Source organism: Paraburkholderia sp. A1BS-2L (genome assembly GCF_051125205.1).
Lineage (GTDB): Bacteria > Pseudomonadota > Gammaproteobacteria > Burkholderiales > Burkholderiaceae > Paraburkholderia.
The window spans coordinates 2011022-2029718 of the sequence record NZ_CP120429.1 but is presented as its reverse complement, the minus strand read 5'-3'; the positions used below and the strand labels follow the sequence as shown (position 1 = coordinate 2029718).

Annotated in this window: 14 protein-coding genes; 4 read left to right on the top strand and 10 right to left on the bottom strand. The window is 67.6% G+C overall.

What is annotated here, in order from left to right:
• Positions 1–149 precede the first annotated feature (149 nt).
• The 3 genes from P5W98_RS24030 (at position 150) to P5W98_RS24020 (ending at position 3145) form a co-directional block, all read left to right on the top strand.
• Positions 150–1139 carry an ABC transporter substrate-binding protein gene (locus P5W98_RS24030; protein WP_421025626.1) on the top strand — a complete coding sequence of 330 codons (990 nt, stop codon included), beginning with the start codon at positions 150–152 and terminating at the stop codon, positions 1137–1139.
• Positions 1140–1450: 311 nt separating this feature from the next.
• Complete coding sequence (locus P5W98_RS24025; RefSeq protein WP_213302438.1) at positions 1451–2347, top strand: ABC transporter permease; 897 nt, start codon at positions 1451–1453, stop codon at positions 2345–2347.
• Between the two features lie 3 nt (positions 2348–2350).
• Complete coding sequence (locus tag P5W98_RS24020) at positions 2351–3145, top strand: ABC transporter ATP-binding protein (RefSeq protein WP_421025627.1); 795 nt, start codon at positions 2351–2353, stop codon at positions 3143–3145.
• A gap of 138 nt (positions 3146–3283) precedes the next feature.
• Here P5W98_RS24020 and P5W98_RS24015 read toward each other — a convergent pair whose 3' ends face one another.
• Entirely contained in the window at positions 3284–3679 is a 396-nt protein-coding gene (locus tag P5W98_RS24015; RefSeq protein ID WP_421025628.1) for a PaaI family thioesterase, read from the bottom strand.
• Between the two features lie 352 nt (positions 3680–4031).
• On the opposite strand from P5W98_RS24015, the gene P5W98_RS24010 reads away from it, so the two are divergent.
• Positions 4032–5168, top strand: coding sequence for a pyridoxal-phosphate-dependent aminotransferase family protein (locus tag P5W98_RS24010; RefSeq protein WP_421027017.1), 1137 nt, complete (start codon positions 4032–4034; stop codon positions 5166–5168).
• 23 nt (positions 5169–5191) lie between these two features.
• On the opposite strand, the gene P5W98_RS24005 is transcribed toward P5W98_RS24010, so the two are convergent.
• From P5W98_RS24005 to P5W98_RS23965, 9 genes are all read right to left on the bottom strand, one after another.
• Positions 5192–5992 (bottom strand): class I SAM-dependent methyltransferase, encoded by an 801-nt coding sequence (locus P5W98_RS24005; protein WP_421025629.1) that lies wholly within the window; start codon positions 5990–5992, stop codon positions 5192–5194.
• Positions 5993–6042: 50 nt separating this feature from the next.
• Entirely contained in the window at positions 6043–6963 is a 921-nt protein-coding gene (locus tag P5W98_RS24000; protein WP_421025630.1) for a hypothetical protein, read from the bottom strand.
• A gap of 98 nt (positions 6964–7061) precedes the next feature.
• On the bottom strand, positions 7062–7670 hold the full coding sequence (locus tag P5W98_RS23995) for an OmpA family protein (RefSeq protein ID WP_421025631.1): 609 nt from the start codon (positions 7668–7670) through the stop codon (positions 7062–7064).
• A gap of 55 nt (positions 7671–7725) precedes the next feature.
• A complete protein-coding gene (tagF, locus tag P5W98_RS23990; RefSeq protein ID WP_421025632.1) occupies positions 7726–8397 on the bottom strand; it encodes a type VI secretion system-associated protein TagF in 672 nt (223 codons plus the stop codon).
• Positions 8394–11975 (bottom strand): type VI secretion system membrane subunit TssM, encoded by a 3582-nt coding sequence (gene tssM / locus P5W98_RS23985; protein ID WP_421025633.1) that lies wholly within the window; start codon positions 11973–11975, stop codon positions 8394–8396. Before tssM ends, tagF begins: the two co-directional genes overlap by 4 nt.
• Complete coding sequence (tssL, locus tag P5W98_RS23980) at positions 11972–13237, bottom strand: type VI secretion system protein TssL, long form (RefSeq protein WP_421025634.1); 1266 nt, start codon at positions 13235–13237, stop codon at positions 11972–11974. Before tssL ends, tssM begins: the two co-directional genes overlap by 4 nt.
• Positions 13238–13300: 63 nt before the next feature.
• The gene (gene tssK / locus P5W98_RS23975) at positions 13301–14635 is read right to left on the bottom strand and encodes a type VI secretion system baseplate subunit TssK (RefSeq protein WP_421025635.1); all 1335 of its coding nucleotides are present in this window, start codon (positions 14633–14635) and stop codon (positions 13301–13303) included.
• Positions 14636–14684: 49 nt separating this feature from the next.
• Positions 14685–16631, bottom strand: coding sequence for a type VI secretion system-associated FHA domain protein TagH (gene tagH / locus P5W98_RS23970; RefSeq protein ID WP_421025636.1), 1947 nt, complete (start codon positions 16629–16631; stop codon positions 14685–14687).
• 77 nt (positions 16632–16708) lie between these two features.
• The gene (locus P5W98_RS23965) at positions 16709–18673 is read right to left on the bottom strand and encodes a type VI secretion system Vgr family protein (RefSeq protein ID WP_421025637.1); all 1965 of its coding nucleotides are present in this window, start codon (positions 18671–18673) and stop codon (positions 16709–16711) included.
• Positions 18674–18697: the final 24 nt, after the last annotated feature.

The window sequence follows — 18697 nt, the reverse complement described above, 5'->3', positions numbered from 1 at the left end:
ACTACGCGCCGCCACGGCACCGTCGCATCCGGGCACCATCGGCCTTGCGCACGTTCCGGACACGCGCGGCGCAGTGGTATGCTCGCTGCCTCGCCGCACACACCCGTGCTGAATTGAAAGAACCGAGCATTCGGGGGAGATCAGAGACAATGAAAAGCTTCACGCAAGCCGCCAAGAACGCCACCCTTACCCTGATCGCCGGCGCTGCCGCGATCACGTTCGCCACCGGCGCGGCCCACGCGGCCGAAACCACCACCGTGGAAGTGCTGTCGATCGTCGAACACCCCGCCCTCGACGCAATCCGCGACGGCGTGCGCGACGAGCTCAAGGCCGCCGGCTACGACGCCGGCAAGAACCTCAAGTGGGAATACCAGAGCGCACAGGGCAACACCGGCACGGCCGCGCAGATCGCCCGCAAGTTCGTGGGCGACAACCCGAGCGCGATCGTCGCGATCGCCACGCCTTCGGCGCAGGCCGTTGTGGCCGCAACCAAGACGGTGCCGGTGGTCTACTCGGGCGTGACCGATCCGGTCGCCGCAAAGCTCGTGAAGACCTGGGCGCCCAGCGGCACCAACGTGACCGGCGTGTCCGACAAGCTCCCGCTCGACAAGCAAATCGCGCTCATCAAGCGCGTGGTGCCGAATGCGAAGAACGTGGGCATGGTCTATAACCCCGGCGAAGCCAACTCGGTCGTGGTCGTGAAGCAGCTCAAGACCCTGCTTGCGCAGCAAGGCATGACGCTCAAGGAAGCGGCTGCGCCGCGCACCGTGGACATTGGCCCGGCGGCGAAGAGCCTGATCGGCAAGGTCGACGTGATCTACACGAACACCGACAACAACGTGGTCTCGGCCTACGAGGCGCTCGTGAAAGTGGCCAACGACGCGAAGATTCCGCTCGTTGCCGCCGACACGGACAGCGTGAAGCGCGGCGCCGTCGCGGCGCTCGGCATCGACTACAGCGACCTCGGCCATCAGACCGGCAAGGTGGTCGTGCGCATCCTGAAGGGCGAAAAACCCGGCGCGATCGCATCGGAAACCAGCAACAAGCTGCAGCTGTACGTGAACCCGGCCGCCGCGCAGAAGCAAGGCGTGAAGCTCTCCGACGATCTGCTCAAGGACGCCACCACGGTCGTGAAGTAACGCCCGCCACCGCGTCAAGCATCGCGCCCGCCCCGCGCGCGGGGCATTGCTGATCGGAAACAGCGCGCAAACCGGGCCGTTTCCGAACGGAAAGGCCGCGCGAAACCAGCGCGAACATGCCGCTGGGAAACGCCCAAAAGCAGCACGCAAAAGCCACACGCAACACCGCAGCCGAGCCGTAAAAAACTACTGGCCCAGAACGGGCCCCCGCGCCCGCAAGCGCGCCGCCTCACCCGGGCCGCGCGCTTGCGGCGAACGATCCGGCGCAGCAACCACCATCCGCGCGCCGCAGACCGCAACAGGATTTCCCCATGTCCCTCTATTCGCTACTGGGCGCGCTCGAGATCGGCCTGATCTTCAGCCTCGTCGCCCTCGGGGTGCTGATCTCGTTTCGCATCCTCAACTTCCCCGATCTCACCGTCGACGGCAGCTTTCCGCTAGGCGGCGCCGTCGCCGCGACGCTGATCGCGAGCGGCCACGATCCGTTTCTCGCCACCGTCTGCGCGATGATCGCCGGCGCGCTCGCGGGCTTCATCACCGGCTGGCTCAACGTGCGCCTGAAGATCATGGATTTGCTCGCGAGCATTCTCATGATGATCGCGCTCTATTCGATCAACCTGCGCGTGATGGGCGCGCCGAATGTGCCGCTCATCTCCGAGGCCACGGTCTTCACGAAGATTCAGCCCGCATGGCTGCCCGACTATGTGTTGCGCCCGCTCGCGCTGTTCGTCGTGGTGCTCGCAGCCAAGTTCGGCGTCGACTGGTTCTTCTCCTCGCAATACGGCCTCGCGCTGCGCGCGACCGGCGCGAACCCGCGCATGGCGCGCGCCCAGGGCATCGCCACGGGCCGCGCGACGCTCGCGGGCATGGCGCTCTCGAATGCGTTGGTGGCGCTCGCGGGCTCGCTGTTCGCGCAGACTCAGGGCGGCTCGGACATCTCGATGGGCATCGGCACCATCGTGATCGGGCTCGCGGCGGTCATCATCGGCGAAAGCATCCTGCCCGCTCGGCGCCTTGTGCTCACGACGCTCGCGGCCGTGCTCGGCGCGATTCTCTATCGCTTCTTCATTGCGCTCGCGCTCAATAGCGACTTCATCGGCCTGAAGGCGCAGGACCTGAATCTGGTCACCGCCGTGCTCGTGACGATCGCGCTCGTGCTGCCGGCCACGCGCAAGAAACTTTTCGCCCGCAAGAACGGGAGGGCCTAAGCGATGCTCAGCGCACAAGACCTCAGACTCACTTTCAATCCCGGCACGCCGATCGAAACGCGCGCGTTGCGCGGGCTCACGCTGGAAATCCCCACGGGCGAATTCGTGGCCGTGATCGGCTCGAACGGCGCGGGCAAGTCCACCTTCCTGAACGCCATCAGCGGCGACCAGATGGTCGATGGCGGCAAGATCACCATCGACGGCCAGGATGTCACGAAAAAGCAGGCGTGGGACCGCGCGCACCTCGTCGCGCGCGTGTTTCAGGACCCGATGGCAGGCACCTGCGAGGCACTCACGATCGAAGAGAACATGGCGCTCGCGATGGCGCGCGGCAAGCGCCGCGGCTTCGGCCCCGCGCTCAGGAAGCAGGACCGCGAACTGTTCCGCGACAAGCTGCGCCTCCTGAACCTCGGCCTCGAAAACCGCTTGACCGACCGCATTGGTTTGCTCTCGGGCGGCCAGCGCCAGGCAGTGAGCCTCCTGATGGCCTCGCTCCAGCCCTCGCGCATCTTGCTGCTCGACGAGCACACGGCCGCGCTCGATCCGAAGACAGCCGCGTTCGTGCTGGAACTGACCGCGCGCATCGTCGAAGAAGCGAAGCTCACGACCATGATGGTCACGCACAGCATGCGCCAGGCGCTCGACTACGGCCAGCGCACCGTGATGCTGCACCAGGGGCAAGTGGTGCTGGACGTGTCCGGCGACGAGCGCCGTGGGCTCGATGTGCCGGACCTGCTGCGCATGTTCGAGCAGACGCGCCACGAGAAGCTCGACGACGACGCGCTGCTGCTGGGTTGAAAGCGAGGCCAAACGAGCCAAACGCAGCGCACGCCTCGAACGCAAAAACCCGCCAGCCTTACGGTTGGCGGGTTTTTGCGCCTACGGCAATGAGAAAAGGAATCCGAACCAAATCCGGCGCCATGCCGAAACACAACGTCAAGCCGTCTTCGAATACTTGAACGTGCCCTGTGCGCTCGCGATCAGCAAGCGTTCATCCACCCACGCCTCGGCGCGTGCGAAAAACACCGACCGGCCGCCGCGCTCGAGAAAGCCCTTGGCCCGCACGAGCTGCCCGAGCCCCTTGTCCAGGTAATTGGTGGTGAGCGAGAGCGTAAAGCCATGTCTCGGCGGCTGACCCTGCTCCGCGAACAGGCCCGCGTATCCTGCCGCCGCGTCGAGCAGCGTGGCGATCGCGCCGCCTTGCAACACGCCCTGACGGTTGAGCTTCGAAGCGTCGATCGGCATGAGCAGTTCCACATAGCCCTCGCGCCACTGCGCGATGCTTACGCCGAGCGTTTCGAGAAACGGGTTGTCGACGGCGAATTGCGGCATGCCGTGGTCTCCTTGATGATGTCGATGTGCGGTGCCGGTTTGGCCCGCGCCATTATAGGCCGCAGCCCCAGGGCTTTCCCCCGGACCCGGGCAGCGCCCGTGCACTGTTCAGAAAAAATCCGTGCAACTGTATATGGTTTTATAGGCAGCCACGGAAAACACTGTACTCTTTCCCACCGCGCGCACGCGCGCGTTTTCTCCCAGCACCGCAAAGGACCTCGACATGACCGACACCACGCGCCCCACCGACACCCTGACCCAGCAACAGGCAGCGGCGGCGGCCGCCGCGGCGCCGGTCCCCTGCCCGGGCGTCGATCCGCTCACCAGCATCCTGCCAGAAGAGCCGCTCCTCATGATGGGTGCGGGCCCCGTGCCCATTCCCGATGCGGTCGCGAAGGCCAACTCGGTCGTCATCAATCACCTCGGCGACACCATGGCGCGCGTAATCGACCAGGTGAAGTCGATGGCGCGCTACGTGTTCCAGACGCGCTCGAACTGGGTGCTCGGCGTGGCCGGCCCCGGCTCCGCGGCCATGGAAATGGCCGTGTCGAATCTCGCGTGGCCCGGCACGCGCGTACTCTCCATCGTGAATGGCTTTTTCAGCGGACGGATGGCGGAAATGGCGCGGCGCGTGGGCGCCGAAGTCACGACGCTCGAGGTGGCCGACCGCGAGATCGTCTCGCTCGACACGCTCGCGCAGGTCATCGAGCGCACGCGCCCCGAAGTCGTCACCGTGGTGCACGGCGAGACCTCCAACACGGTCTGGAACCGCCAGTTGCAGGACATCGTGCGCATCGCGAAGGCCTCGGGCGTGCTGGTCGTCGTCGACGCGGTCTGCACGCTGAGCACGATGCCGCTGGAGATGGACGCATGGGGCATCGACGTGGTCATCACCGGCGGACAGAAAGGGCTGTCGTCGATTCCCGGCGTTTCGCTGATCGCGTTCTCCGATGCGGCCTGGGAGCGCGTGCGCACGCGCACCGTGCCTAACACGCATTGGTGCCTCGATGCCATGCTCGCCGAAAACTTCTGGCACAACGCGGGCTATCACTACACCGCGCCGGTTTCGGGCGTGCTCGCGCTGCACGAAGCACTGCGGCTCGTCTGCACCGAGACGCTGGAAAAGCGCTTCGCGCGGCATCAGCGCTGCTCGCTCGCGCTGCAGAGCGGTGTGACGGCGCTCGGTCTCGAACTCTATACGCCCGAGGCGTGCCGCCTGAACTCCGTGGTCGGCATCGCGCTGCCCGCGAGCGTCAAGCCGCGCGACGTGTGCAGCCATATCTCGCAGCAGTACCAGGTGGAGATCGCCGGATCGTTCGGACTCCCCATCGTGCGCATCGGGCAGATGGGCGAGCAATGTCGCGAGCACCATCTGTTTCGCACCGTCCATGCGCTCGGCCGCACGATGTGCGACCTGGGCGCGGCTGTCGATTTGCCTGCCGGCGTGGCCGCACTGGAAGAGTCGCTTTCGGCGGCTGGCCGCCGCTGAGCTGAACGCGGCCAGGCGCGCCGCTACGCGCGCCGCGCCCGCACACAGAGAAACGCGGGCGCGAGCGCCAGCTCCGCATGGAGCCGGGGCGCCACGGCCTTCATCTCCGGCTGCGGCTGTGGCTCGACCAGTTGCTCGATCGTCCAGCCGCTCGCGGTCAGCGCATTGACGATATCGGCAAGCGGTCTCCGATACGCCTCGACATAAGGCTTCGGTTCGCCGAAGCCGGCCCAGTGCAGACCAAAACGCGTGGTCTCGAAGTACGAGCGGCCACCGCGCGTGCGCGTGTCGATCCAGTCGCGCATCGGATGCGCCATCGAGAACACCAGCAGCGCGCCGGGCCGCGCTACACGCCGGAATTCTCCGAAGGCGGGCGCGAGGTCCTCCACATAGTCGAGTGCGAGCGAGCAGACGATGCGGTCGAACTGCTCGTCGTCGAGCCACGCGAGCGGCTGGCCCAGATCGCCTTGCGCGACCTCCACGGGCAGGCTCGCGCAATGCGACTGCGCGAGTTCGACCATCGCGGGCGTCACATCGAATGCGTGCACCCGCGCGCCCGCGCGCGCCAGTTCGGCGCTGACAATGCCGGGGCCGCAGCCTGCGTCGAGCACGCGAAGTCCCGCCACGTCACCGAGCAGCGCAGCCGTGGCCGGGCGCTCGTAGAGTGCGTTGTGCGGTTTCTCCGGGGCCATTTGCGCGTAGCGCTGCGCGAACTGCGTATAGCTCGCGCGGCCCGGGAGCTCCGGTGCTGCGTTCGCGTGGCGAGACGAATCGGCGTGAGCGCTGGGTATCGAAGGGTCGTTGGCGTGGGAATCGTTCTGCATGCTGGCGTGACGGCCGGGGTGCCGAGGTAGTGACGAAACAGGCAAAGGCGCTATTGTCGCGCGTTTTGCCCAGCACTGCGCACGCTCAGTTCGAGCCCGCGCTTCACGCGTGCGATGTCCACGCCGCCCGCGCCCGGTTGATCGGCGAGCGGCATGTAGCGCGCGGGCGTGTGCAGCAAATAGGCCTGCATTTCGTCGATCACGATGCGGTCCGACGGGTCGTAACCCATGCCCGCCAGTTCCCCGGTCAGCGCCTCGCGCTCGGTGTACGTCAACTGATGCCACCAGAAGGCGCGGCACGCATGGGCATAGGCGGCGTCGGAGAAAAAGCGCCAATGCCCGAGTTCGTGGCTCAGGATCGCCGCACGCACTTCGGCGTCGATCACCTCGCCCGCCGGCCCCTTGCCCATACCGGGAATCGTCACGAGAAAATCGCGCGAGGACGCGGCGCGCCACGCCGTGCCGCCCTCACCGGCCTCTCGATGGATGAGCCCCCACTGCGTGAGCAGCGCCTGCAACGCACGCTCGCCTTCAGTCAGGCTCGCGCGCTGCCGCTGCGCCACCTCGAAGAACTGCGCAATCTGCGCCGCGCTGAAATTGTTGCCCGCCGTGAGCCCCGCGGGATCTTCGCCGAAGCGCCGCGCGTTCGCGGCGACGGCGCTCATCGACACCACACGGTCGTGCGGCATGTCGCGCCGTTCGATCAGTGCGACCACGCGCGAGAACATCGCGCCCTGCGCCGCGAGGCTCGGCGCATGCATCACATAGAGGCCGGGCTGGTCTGTGATGGCATAGAGCCGCAGCGTCGGGCCCGGCGGCAATGCGCCGGCAAGCTGCGCGAGCGGCAGGCGCACGACCTCGGGGTTCGGCGCGAACGCGCTGGCGAGCTCGGCGCTCAGCGTGGGCACTGCCGCCGGCGCGCTGGACACGCCCGAGGCAAACACGCCTGGCGAGGCGAAACCGGCGCACATACCCAATAACGTTGCGTACGCAACGTTAGCGATGCCGGCACGCGCCTGCGAACCCGCTCCCGGCAGGCAGCCGGAGATGCGCAAGAACGCCACGCCGTTCAATCGGTAACGGTCACGATCGTCACGCGGCGGTTTTCCGGCGCGGCTGGATTGCGCGTATTGAGCGGCTCGCCGGACCCCTTGCCTATCGCGGTCAAGCGCTCCGCTGCAATGCCATCCTGCTGCGTGAGGTAGTCCACCACGGCCTGGGCGCGGCCCTGCGACAGCGTCATGTTCGCGTCCGGATTGCCGCGCGGGTCGGCGTGGCCTTCCACGCGAAATTTGTACGCGGCGAGCTTGTCGGATTGCAGCGCGTGGGCGACCTTGTCGAGCGCCGCGCGCGCGGTGCTCGTCAGATCGGTCGAATTGGTGGCGAAGGTAATGAGCATTTGCGCCGATGGCGCTTTCGCGGGCCGCTTCGCCTTCGCCGACATCGCACCGGGCTGCTGGTTCGACAGCACGAAGCCGCGCGTGAGCACGTCGCCGGCGGTCTCGTTCGGCGTGAGCGCCCTGGTGACGGACTGCTCGGTGATGTCCTTCTCCTTCATCACCTGGGCATGGGCCGGGATTTGCATCGCGCCCGCGAGCACGACCGCGCAACAGGCCAGCGCGGCGGGCCACACATGCCGCAGCCGCGCTTGCGAAACGTTCTTCACGTTAGCCAACATGTCATCTCTCCATTGAATGCAATCTTGTCCACGCGCGAGCGTCTGATGGCGCGCTTCAAACGCGCTGCAACGCGAGCGCCGCCTTCCACGGCGCTCGCGCCGCATCGAGCAAATCCGCGAAACGCGGCCCGTCGAGCAGCCCTGTGGCGACGCGCAGCGTGGGCTCCACCTCAGCTGATCCTTCGCTCCACCACAGGCTGTCGCCCGCGACCGCGTGCGCGGCCAGGAACTCGCCCAGCGCGAGGCCGTTTTCCTCGCCCTCGCACGCACAAGCATGATGCCAGGGCGTGCGCCCTTCTTCATCGAGTCCATCGAGCATGCGCACCTGATCGCCGAAACGCTCCAGATCGAAAGACGGTGCAAGCGTCGAGAGCGCGAGCGCCACCGCCATCTCGAACCATGGCTGCGCGCCGTGCAGCCAGTTCGCGAGCAGCCCGGGCGCCACCGGCCGCGCGAGCGTGAACGGGAAATAGCGGCCCACGCGGTCCACGCCCGGCATCAGCACGCCGGCCCAGGCCGACGCGCCGCACAGGGTCTCGCCGAGCGCGAAACACCATACCGGCGCGTTCAGATAGAGCGACAGCCACTGCGCGCCATAACGCGCCCGCGCCTCCAGCATGCCAGCTTGGACGCTGCGGTCCCACGGCTCGATAAACGCCGCCGGCAGCCGCCGCGCGACAAAGTCGCCATGCGTGCGCACCTTGCCGAAGAAACCCGTCTCGTTCATAGATGATCAGGGCACCGAAACTGATCGATCATGCCCCGCCGGAACGGATTCGTCACGCTGCTCGCGTCCAGTTCCAGCTGCACGTGGCGGCCGTCCGAAACGAAATCGATCTTGAAGCGGTCGGGCTGGCCCATCTGCTGCATCTGCGCCTTGTCCATCAGACGCAGCAGCGCCCACGGTCCGTCGGCACGCGGGGCGTCGCCGCCGCCGGGCGGCGCGAATTCCACGTGCGCCTGCCCCGTGCCTTTGCCGCTCGGCCACTGGAAGCCCATGCCCTCGTTCGCGCCCGGCTTGACGACCCACTGCTGACCGTCCACGTCGAGCGTGAACTGCGTGATGGACGGATCGATCGCGATCGGCTTGACCGTGAAGCGCACCGAGACATCGCGTCCGCCCGCGCGGAACAGCGCATCGCGAATCTGCGCGGCGCGCTGGAACTGCACGAGCACATCATCGGGAATGCCGGGCGATTCGGTTCCGGCCCGCCAGCGCCACGCCGGCCCCGACATGTCGACGAAATTCTGCAGATTCTTCTGGAAGAAGTCGTCGATCAGGCCGCCCGGCGCGAGCAGGCGGCCGAAGTCGTCGGGCGCGGCGTCGCGCGTGGAGGCGCGCACGAGCGGATAGCGCCCGTCGAGCGCCTGTTTGCACAACTGCCCGACGTTCGCCATCCAGAGGGCATTCAGGCGCGCACGCTCGCCGCCCGCCATCAGCGCGGTGGCGCCGTTCGAGACGTCGTTCACGACCGCCGCGAGCGGCGCGGGCGCGCCCTGCGAGGCGAGCTTGAGCTTGCCGATGGCGTCGCCGGGCGGCGGCGCGAGGCCCTGCCGGCGTGCGGTATCGGCCGCCTGGAGGTAAGTGGCCGCGTCCTTGAGCGCCGCGAGCTGGGTATCGAGCGGCGACGGCCCGGGTGCGCCGGGCTTGCCCACGAGGTCATGCAGCGGCTGAAAATGCGCATCGACGGGATTGACCTGCGCGGGCACGCTGTTGGCCGCGTCGTCGGGCGCGTTGCCGAGCGCGCTCTCCAGCTTCTTCTTCATCGCCTCGATCTTGCCGTTGATGAGCGCCCCAGCCTGCGCGCCAATCGATCCGCCCAGGCCGAGATTGCCAAGCGTGGTTTCGCGCGCCGCCGCCACCATCACCGCGCGCAGCGGCGAATCGGCATTGCCGAGCGCGTAGGCCACGCGCGCGCCCTTGTCCACGCCGTCGAACGGCACCACGGCGATATCGCCGAGCAGCGCATCCCACTGGCGAATATATTCGTCGTAGTAAAGCTGCGTCATCGCAGCCCTGAGGTCGCTGGCCGCCGGGGGCGTGAGCACTTGTTCGTCGCGGCCCAGCACCCAGTTATCGCGCGCCACGTCGAGCACCGCCGCATCGCGCGCCGCGAGGAACTTCGCATAGCCCGCGAGCGTGAACGCGCCCGGCACGCCGCGCGTGAGCGGCGCGCCGCTCTTGCGCACCAGCACGAGCGCGGCGTTCTGGCCGCCCGCGCCCGCCACGCTGAAATCGGGCAGATGCTGGGCGTCGAGATCGCGCCGCACGCTCTCGAACATGCGCTGCGCGAGCGGCATTTTCGCGAGGTTCATGCGCGCCTGCTGGATCAGGTTCTTGTCGAGCGGCAGCGAGGGATCGAAGAACGCCGGGTCGAACAGCGCCGCGAGATGGCCGTCGAGGTCGCTGCGTTGCGCATCGCTCGCATCGCGCAACGGGCCGCGCTGCCAGTCGACGTCGGCCCACAGGCGCACCGCGTCGGCGTCGTAGTGCGAGGGGTCGCCGAGCATCAGGTACGCGCGCAGCACCGCGTACTGGAACTCGCCGTTGTTCGCATCGCCGCGCCGCAGCTCTTCCTCCATGCGCCGCACCACGAGCGGCAGCAGCGTTTGCGCGAGCAGCCGGCGGTAGCTCGCCTGCGCTTCGAGCCCGAGCTTGTCGCCTTGATAGAGGCCGAGACGCGAGGGCCACGGAACACTCGCGTTGCGCTGCGCATAGCCGCCGGGCAAGTCGCGCGCGGCGTTCAGCAGCGGCAGCAGGGTGAGCGGATTGTCGGTGGCCGGGGTGGCCTGCGCAAGCTGCTTGAGCGCGTCGACCTGCTGCGCCGCTTGGGCCACCCAGGCTTCATTGCGTTGATAGCTGATGAAGAACGCGCCGAGCGCCAGCACCGTGAGCAGCGCGATGGCACCGAGCGCGATGCGCTGAATCCACGCGCGCCGCCGCTCGAGCCCGCGATTGGTGCCCGCGAGCCCCGCCTCGTGAAAGATCACGTCGCGCATGAGCCGCGTGATGAAGTACGCGCGGCCCGCCGAGGCGTCCGGCAGCAGGACCTGCTGCTGCAGGCCGAGCGTGGCCGCCACCGCGCTCATGACACGGTCGATCGGCCGCCCTTCCTGGGTGCCGCTCGTGAAATAGACGCCGCGCAGCAGCACCGGCTTTTCATAGCGCGACGCGCTGAATGCGTCGTTGAGGAACGCCTGCAATACGCCTTCGAGCCCCGCGAACTGCTGCGGGAAACCGTAGACGAGCGCGCGCCGCCGCGTATCCGTCTCCTGCTGCATGCGATGCAGCACGCGCGCCTGCAAGCGCTGCGAGAGCGCGGCGAACTCGGCCGGGAATTGAGTCGAGATCTGCGCTGCGACATCGTTCGGATTGCCTGGTTTGTCCGGACTTCCTCCCTCGTCGAATGCGAACGTCATGCCCCAGACCTGCTCGCGTTCGTCGCGGCCCAGATCATCGAAGAACTCGGCGAAGCCGGCCAGCAGATCGCACTTCGTCACCAGCACATAGACCGGGAAATGCGTGCCGAGCCGCTCATAAAGCTCCTTCAGGCGCTCGTGCACGGCCTGAGCCTGCAACGCGCGCTGCGTGTCCGAGAGCTGCAGCAGGTCCTGCGCCGACACCGCGACGATCACGCCATTGAGCGGACGGCGCGGCCGGTATTTGCGCAGCAGTTGCAGGAAGCCGCCCCACGCGGCCTGATCGGCAGCAGCGAAGCTGTCCTGGGTCGTGAAGCGGCCCGCGGTATCCAACAGCACCGCGTCGTCGGTGAACCACCAGTCGCAGTTGCGCGTGCCGCCCACGCCGCCCACGGCCCGACCGCCCAGTTGCGTCGAGAGCGGAAATTTCAGGCCCGAGTGCGTGAGCGCCGTGGTTTTGCCGGTGCCGGGCGCGCCCACGAACATGTACCACGGCAGCTGATACACGTACTGGTTGCCGAAGCGCCCTTTCACGCGCGACCTGCGCAGAATGGCCATGGCCTCTTCGAAGCGCTTGCGCAGCGCGTTCACGTCCGCGTCCGATTGCTCCTTACCGGGCGGCATTTCGCCCGCGCCTTCGGCCACCACGCGCGTGAACTTCACGTTCGCGAGGCGCGCGCGCAGCCAGCGCGCGAACCAGTAAAGCGCCCACAGCAGGAACAGCGCCGCGATCACGATCCAGCGGCTCGCGCTCGTTTCGAGCGGCGCGCTGCCGGCCCACGCGAACAGCGGCCCTTCGATCCAGACGATCAGCGCGAGCGCAAGCACGCCGAGAAACGACAGCACGATCTTGCGCCGCAGCCAGTCCACCAGTTTCTTGATCATGGCGTGGCTCCCGGTGCGAGCACGGCAATGTCCACGCGGCGATTGCGCGCGCGGTTGGCCGCGCTGTCGTTCGGCGCGATGGGTTCGGTGTCGCCGCGCCCTTCGGAGGTGAAGCGCGCGGGCGCGCCGGTGCGCGCGATCAGCAGGTCCTTCACGGTTTCCGCACGCGCCTGCGAGAGGTGCCAGTTCGACGGAAAGCGCGCGGAAATGAGCCGTTGATTGTCGGTATGCCCGATGACCACGACGTTGCCGCGCACGTCCTTCAATGCGTCGCCGATGCGCTGGACGATCGGCAGATATGTCGATGTGAGCTCCGCGCTGCCCGAGGCGAACAGGCCGTCGCCGTTCACCTCGACAATCGTGCGGTCGGGCTGCTCGGTCACGCGCACGAGGCCCTGGGCGATCTCGGGCGCGAGGAACTTCGACAGCTTCGGCGCGGGCTTGGGCGCGGCTTCCATCTTCGCCGCCAGCACCGGCGGTGGCGCGACGCGCACGGCGTGCAGCGCCTGGAACACCGCATCCGATGCGTCGTTGAGCCGGAAGCTCAGCACCAGATGCGCGCCCACCAGCACGACGCACGCCACCGCCGCCGCCACCCACAGCGGCACGAGTTGCAGCAGCGGCTTGCGCTCCGCGTTCACGGGCTGCCAGTGCGCAGAGAGCTCGCGCTCGAGCGCGCCGCGCTGCGCGCGGATCATCTGTTCGAGCCGTTCGCGCACCTGATCGAGTTGCGTGCGCCCGCCGTCGATCAGGCGGTAGCGCCCTTCAAAGCCAAGGCCGAGTATCACGTACATGAGTTCGAGAATGTCCACGTTCGCGCCGGGATTTTGCGCGAGCCGCTGGAGAATCAGGAAGAAGCGCTCGCCGCCCGAGGCCTCGTTATGGAAGGTCACGAGCAGGCTGCGGCTCGCCCATGCGCCCGCGCCCCACGGCGTGCTGGAGATCGCCTCGTCGAGGAACGTGCACAGGCAGTAGCGCGAGGCGCCGAGCTTTTCGTCGTCGTAGCCGCTCGCGCGCCCTTGCGTCTCGAACCCGCGCATCATCTGAATCAGTTGCGTGCGCAACTGTTCGATGTCGGGGTGCGTGGGCAATTGGCGCAACGGCAGCGCGAGATCGATCAGCGGATTGGCCGCGCGCAGCAGCGGATTCAGGCCGCCCGCGCCGGCCGGAATCGGCGCGACCGAGGTGGCCGCCGCCACGAACGGCGCGCGCGCGCCGCCCGGCGTCGGAATCAGGATGGTGGCGCCGGGATCGGCGCTCATGGGTGAGTCGTCGGGTGACACGGTGCACGTCCTCCTCAATCGATGGCGCGGCGCCAGGCGCGGTTAGCGGCGGATCGCCCAGAATTCCATCGCGAGGCCGGGAAATTCACCCGCGACGTGCAATGCCATGCCCGCCGAGGCGGCGAACTGCTTCCACAGTTCGTTGCCGCGGTCGAGCTCGAAATACGTGAATCCCGCATGGAACGGCAACTGGCGCGGCGCCACCGGCAGCGCGCGCAAGCCGATGCCCGGCAATTGCAGATTCACGAGGTCGCGGATGCGCTCGATCGGCCCGATCTTCACTTGCGGCGCGAAGCCGGTGAGGATGGCTTCGGCCGGCATCTGCGCGCGCACGGCCAGCACGAAGGTGGCCGAGGCGAACAGGTTCTTGTCGGGCACCAGCGCAACGCGCAGGCCGAACTTGCGCTCTTCGAGCGGGATCGGCACCGCGTGCGGGTCCATCACCATGCTGAGCGCCGCGCGCAGATCGTCGATCACGGGCGCGAAGGTTTCGCGCAAGCGGTCATGCCGATAGACCGGATATGCGCTGGGGCGCTTGTTCTTCTGGCTGAACGTGGCCAATTCGCCCGCTAGCTGAACCACCATGCAATAGAGCGATTCGGGATGCAGGCCCGTCATCGTCGAGAAGTGCGCCGCGAGCGGCTCCGCGCGGTTGATGAGTTCGAGCAGCAGGAAGTCGGAGACCTCGGCCACGCCCGTCACGCCCGGTTGCACGAGGCGCGCGGCCAGTGCCTCGCCGCGTTGGTGCAGCAGGCCCACGAGGTCGTCGGCGAACGCACGCAGACGCGGCGCCACGCGATAGTCCATGCAGGGCGGGCTGTAGTCCGCTTCGAGCACGACGCGGTTGTCGGGCTGCCGCTCGATCACGCGCGCCACGCCTACCGTGGCGTAGGCATTCGCCACGTCGGGCTCCAGCGCGAGGCGCACGCGCAGCTTGCCGATTTCCACCAGCGCCGCGCTCGCGTTCGGGTCGTTGCTGTCGGCCACTTCGACTTCCGCGCGGCGATGGCGCGCGAAATTTTCTTCGCTATCCTCATTGCCGGTTTCCGGCACGCCGGGCCTGCGCACCGGCAACGCGAGCGTCACGAGCACGCCGCGCGTGCCTTCGGGAATGTCGAGCGGCTCGGGCAAATCGTCGTCGGCAGGCAGGTTGAACGGCGTGCCGTCGGGAAAGACGCCCGAGCACGACAGCAACGCGAACTTGCCGAGCTTGAGCAGCTGCTCGTCGATTTCCAGCGACGCGAAGCCCCATGCATAAGGGCGCAGGCCGCCCGCGCGCGTCTCGAGCTGGGCCTGCAAATAGCGGTCATGCTGCTGCAGATGATGCGGCTGCAGAAACATGCCTTCCGACCAGATGATTTTGCTGTTCCAGGACACGTTGTTCTCGTTGTCGTGTGTATCGTCTAGGTTTAAAGGGGCCGCCGCTTCAGGCGGATCGCGTTTCCGGTTTATCCGATTTGTCCGATTTGGCCGCGGCGTCCTCGCGCGCGCGTTGCAGCGCGTCCACCTGCGCCTCGTATGCGTCGTTGAACGCCTTGCCGAAAAGCTTCTGGAAGTCGTCCTCCGCTTCGCGCGCGATGCCCGCGCGCAATTCCACGAAGCGGTCCCAGAGCTTCGCCTTGCGGTTCGAGAGCACGCGGTCGAGCATGCCCTGCTCGCTCAACTGCGCCTCGAGCGTGGCCGGATCGAAGCGCGCGAGCACATGCGCAAGCGCCGCGCGCATGCCCACGAGCACGGCCAGTTCATGCGATTCGATGTCGACGAACGCCCGCGCGACCGCCTCGGCCGGCGGCAAGTAGCCTTGCGCGCGGCCCGTGAGCATTTGCGCGAGCGCGCTGTCCACGTCGGGGAAAAATTTGAGCGGGTTGTTGTCGCGCGCCACGATGAGCGTGGTGTCGAGCCGCGCTTCGCGCTTGGTCATCGAGCGCGCGCGCAGCACCGCCATGGTCCCGCGCAGCGAGTCGCGCAACATCGTGCCGACGAGCCGCGCGAGATCGGCGGCGGGCAGGTTCGGCGCCCGGCCCGGTTCGATGCCCAGGCCTTCGAGCAACGCGGCGAGCACGGCCTGGTCTTGCGGTGACGCGGGCGTGGCTGGCGCGGTGGGGGCTGGAGCCGGCGTGAGAGTTGGCGCAACGGCGGGCGCGCCTTGTCGCTGCGGCTCCTGTTGCGGCGGCGAAGGCGGAGACAATGACGGCTCTTCGGCCCTGGCGGGCATGGGCAGCGGCAAATCGGGCTGCGCCGCCACGGCAGTTGCGGCTGGTGCGTCCGGCACAAAGATCTGCGTGACCGATGGCAGCATCTGATGCGCTTGCGGCTGCGCTTGCTCTTGTGGCGCGACGCTAGCCGGTACAGCGGGGTTAGCTGACGCAGCGGGGTTAGCTGACGCAGCGGGAACAGCCGGTGAAAAAAGATCGTCGAACGGCGTCGCACCGAGCGGCGCGGCGTCGCCAAGCAGGCTCGCGGGCAGGCCGGTAGGCCCCTGCGCGCCAAGACCGAGCGGATCGGCTACGCCAGGCATGGCCGCGAACGCCTGCGCGGGCGCGGCGGGCATCGGCGGCGACACCGGCGTCATCGCAGGCGCGGCATGCTGGGAAAAAGCGCCGGGCGTCGCTACGCCGGGCGTCGCTACGCCGGGCGTCGACGCGCCATGCACATCGGCCAGCGGATCGTAGTCGTCGGGGATGCCGCCTGCCGCACCGAACGAAGCGGGCGCAAGCGCAGGCGGCGCGAGCGCCTGCGACTCGGGCGATACATGGTCGCTCTCCGATCCTGTGTAGCCGGGCCGCGCGGCCATGCGTCCGCCCGCCCCCAGTGCCTCGCCGAGCGCATCGAGACCGCCTGCCCCGATGCCACCCATGCCACCCATGCCACCCATGCCACCCATCCCGCCGATGCTCCCCGCGTTGCCTGTAAAGCTGCGTGCCCCAGGCGCGAACGGATTTTCGGGCAACGCCGCCCCCTCAGCCAGCGGCGCGCCGCGCAACACCTGCACGCCCGCGAGCGGATCGCGCCCGAACGGCCTCGCCTCCTCCTGCGCCGTGGCCTCGGCCAGCGCCACCTCCAGCAAATACGCGCCGATCATCAGCTGATCGCCGTGCGCAAGCCGCGCCTCGCGCGTGCCGCCCAGCGCGCGCTGGTTCAGCACGCTCGGATTCGCACCGAGATCGCACAGCAGATACTCGCCGCCCCGGCACTCCACGCGCGCATGCACGCGCGAAATCGCGCGCTGCTGGTCGGGCAGCACGAGCGTGCAGGTGGTGGCGCGGCCGATCGTGCCGCCGTCCGGGCCGAAGCGCACCGCGATCGGCTCGGCAAGCGGCTCGTCGTTGTACTTCGCCACGCGCAGCGTGAGAATCGGATTGGTCAGTTGCATCGCATTACCCTGCGCATTACCCTTCCCCCCGTCATTTCATCAGGATTGCATATCTATCAACAACGCCACGAGACACCTCACGATTCCACTTTCTTCGTGCCATCGTCGGCGTCCTTGGGGTCGGTGGGCGCGGTGGGTGAGGAGCCGTCGCCCGAGCCCGCCGAGCCCCCCGAATTGAGCTGGATCGGCATGCCCGACACCGCGACCGAACTCGGCCCGATCACCACGAACGCGCCGCCCGCCTTCAAGGTGATGCTCATGCCCGCCTCGATCACCACGTTCATGCCCGCCTTGATATGAATGTTCTTGCCCGCGTCGATGGCGTAGTCGGTGCCGACCTTCTCCTGAAGCTTGCCGCCCACGTCGAGCGAAGCCGTGCCGTCAACCTTGGCGTTCTGCGCGCCGCTCACGTGGTCGTGGCGCTCGCCGCTCACCTGCACGTACTCGTTGCCGGTGACCTTCAGGTGGTGGTCGTTGCCCACGTTCATCAGCGCGTCGTTGACCACCCAGGTTTCGTGGTCCTTCTGCGCATGAAAGAACAATTGCTCGCCGCCAGCCTTGTCGAGAAAGCGCACCTCGTTGTTGCCCGAGGCATTGGGCGTGGAATTGCTCTTGATGGTGGCAAAGGCCGAATTGGCGGGCAGCTTGTACGGCGGCATCAGGCTCGCGTTGTAGACGCTGCCCGTGACGAGCGGATGATCGGGGTCGCCCTCGATAAACTCGACGATCACCTCCTGCCCCACGCGCGGCAGAAAGAACATGCCCCAGGTCTTGCCCGCCCAGCCCTGCGAGACGCGCGCCCAGCAGCGGTCGGTGACCTCGCTGCTTTCGTTCTCGTACAGTTGCTCCCAGTGGAACTGCACCTTGATGCGGCCGTATTCGTCGGTGCAGATCTCCGAGCCGGCGTCGCCCACCACCACTGCCGTTTGCAGGCCACCCACCACCGCGCGCGGCGTGAGCCGCTCCGCGCGGAACTGGTTGTCCTTGCGCAACGCGCTGAACGCGCAGTCGAAGAACGGCATCTTGCTCTGCCCTTGCGCCACGCGACTAGACACATAGGTATCCGAATTGATTTCGTATGTCGCACGAACGACCAGATACCCGTCGTTGCAGTCGTCGAGCGGATGCTCGCTCAGTTGCAGCAATCCGCCCGGCCAGATGCCGCGCATGGAAGCCCGGCCTTCGATGCTGTCGTTGCGCGTCTGGCGGATCTCCACGCCCACGCGCGCGTAGCGGTCGCCGTCGGCAGGCGCGGTATGGCCCGTGAGGTGCTCCTGCATCGTGTAGCTTGGCGCGTCGTAAGGCTGGGTGCGCGTGGCGCGCGAGCGCAAGCCGCCTTGCAGGCTCGACGAAGGCTTTTCGAAGTCGTAGTCGTTGGTTTCGTAGTAGCCGGTCTGAAGCTCGCCGCCCGAGAACCACTCGTAGACGCACTCCATGTCCTCGCGCGCGGCCGCGTCGCGGTCGCGATACGGCACGCCGCGGTAGTTCGGGATCGGCGCGTGCACGTCGCCCGCGTCGGCGAGCACCAGGGTCTGGCGGCCATTTGCGTGCTCGAAATAGTAGTAGATGCCCTCGTGCTCCATGAGTCGGCTCACGAAGTCGAAATCGGTCTCACGGTACTGCGCGCAGTGCTCGCGCGCTGGATACGTTGCCGTGCAGCGGTTGGTCACGTCCACGTTGTAGTCGTTGAGCACGCTCATCACGATCTCGGGCACGGTCTTCTGGTAGAAGAACCGGCAATGCGAGCCGCGCGTGAGCAGCCACAGGCGCGGGCGCACGATGGCCTGATAGCCGGCCATGCTGCCGTACTGCTGGTTGCCCGGCGAAGTCATGCGGAACACCGTCACGATGCCGTTGAACTGGCGCTCTCCGCCCGCGGGCAGCGCGAGCGCGATCGACAGGTCCTGGCCGAGCACCTGCGCGGGCGTGACGCTGTTCTGCTCGCACAGCAGGTCCACGCGGTATTCGCTCAGGCGGCCCAGTTCGTCGCTGCCGGTCATGCGCAGAAACAGCAGGTTCGCCCCGGTTCCCTTGCAACTCATTGTTACGTTGCGGTTCGTATCTTG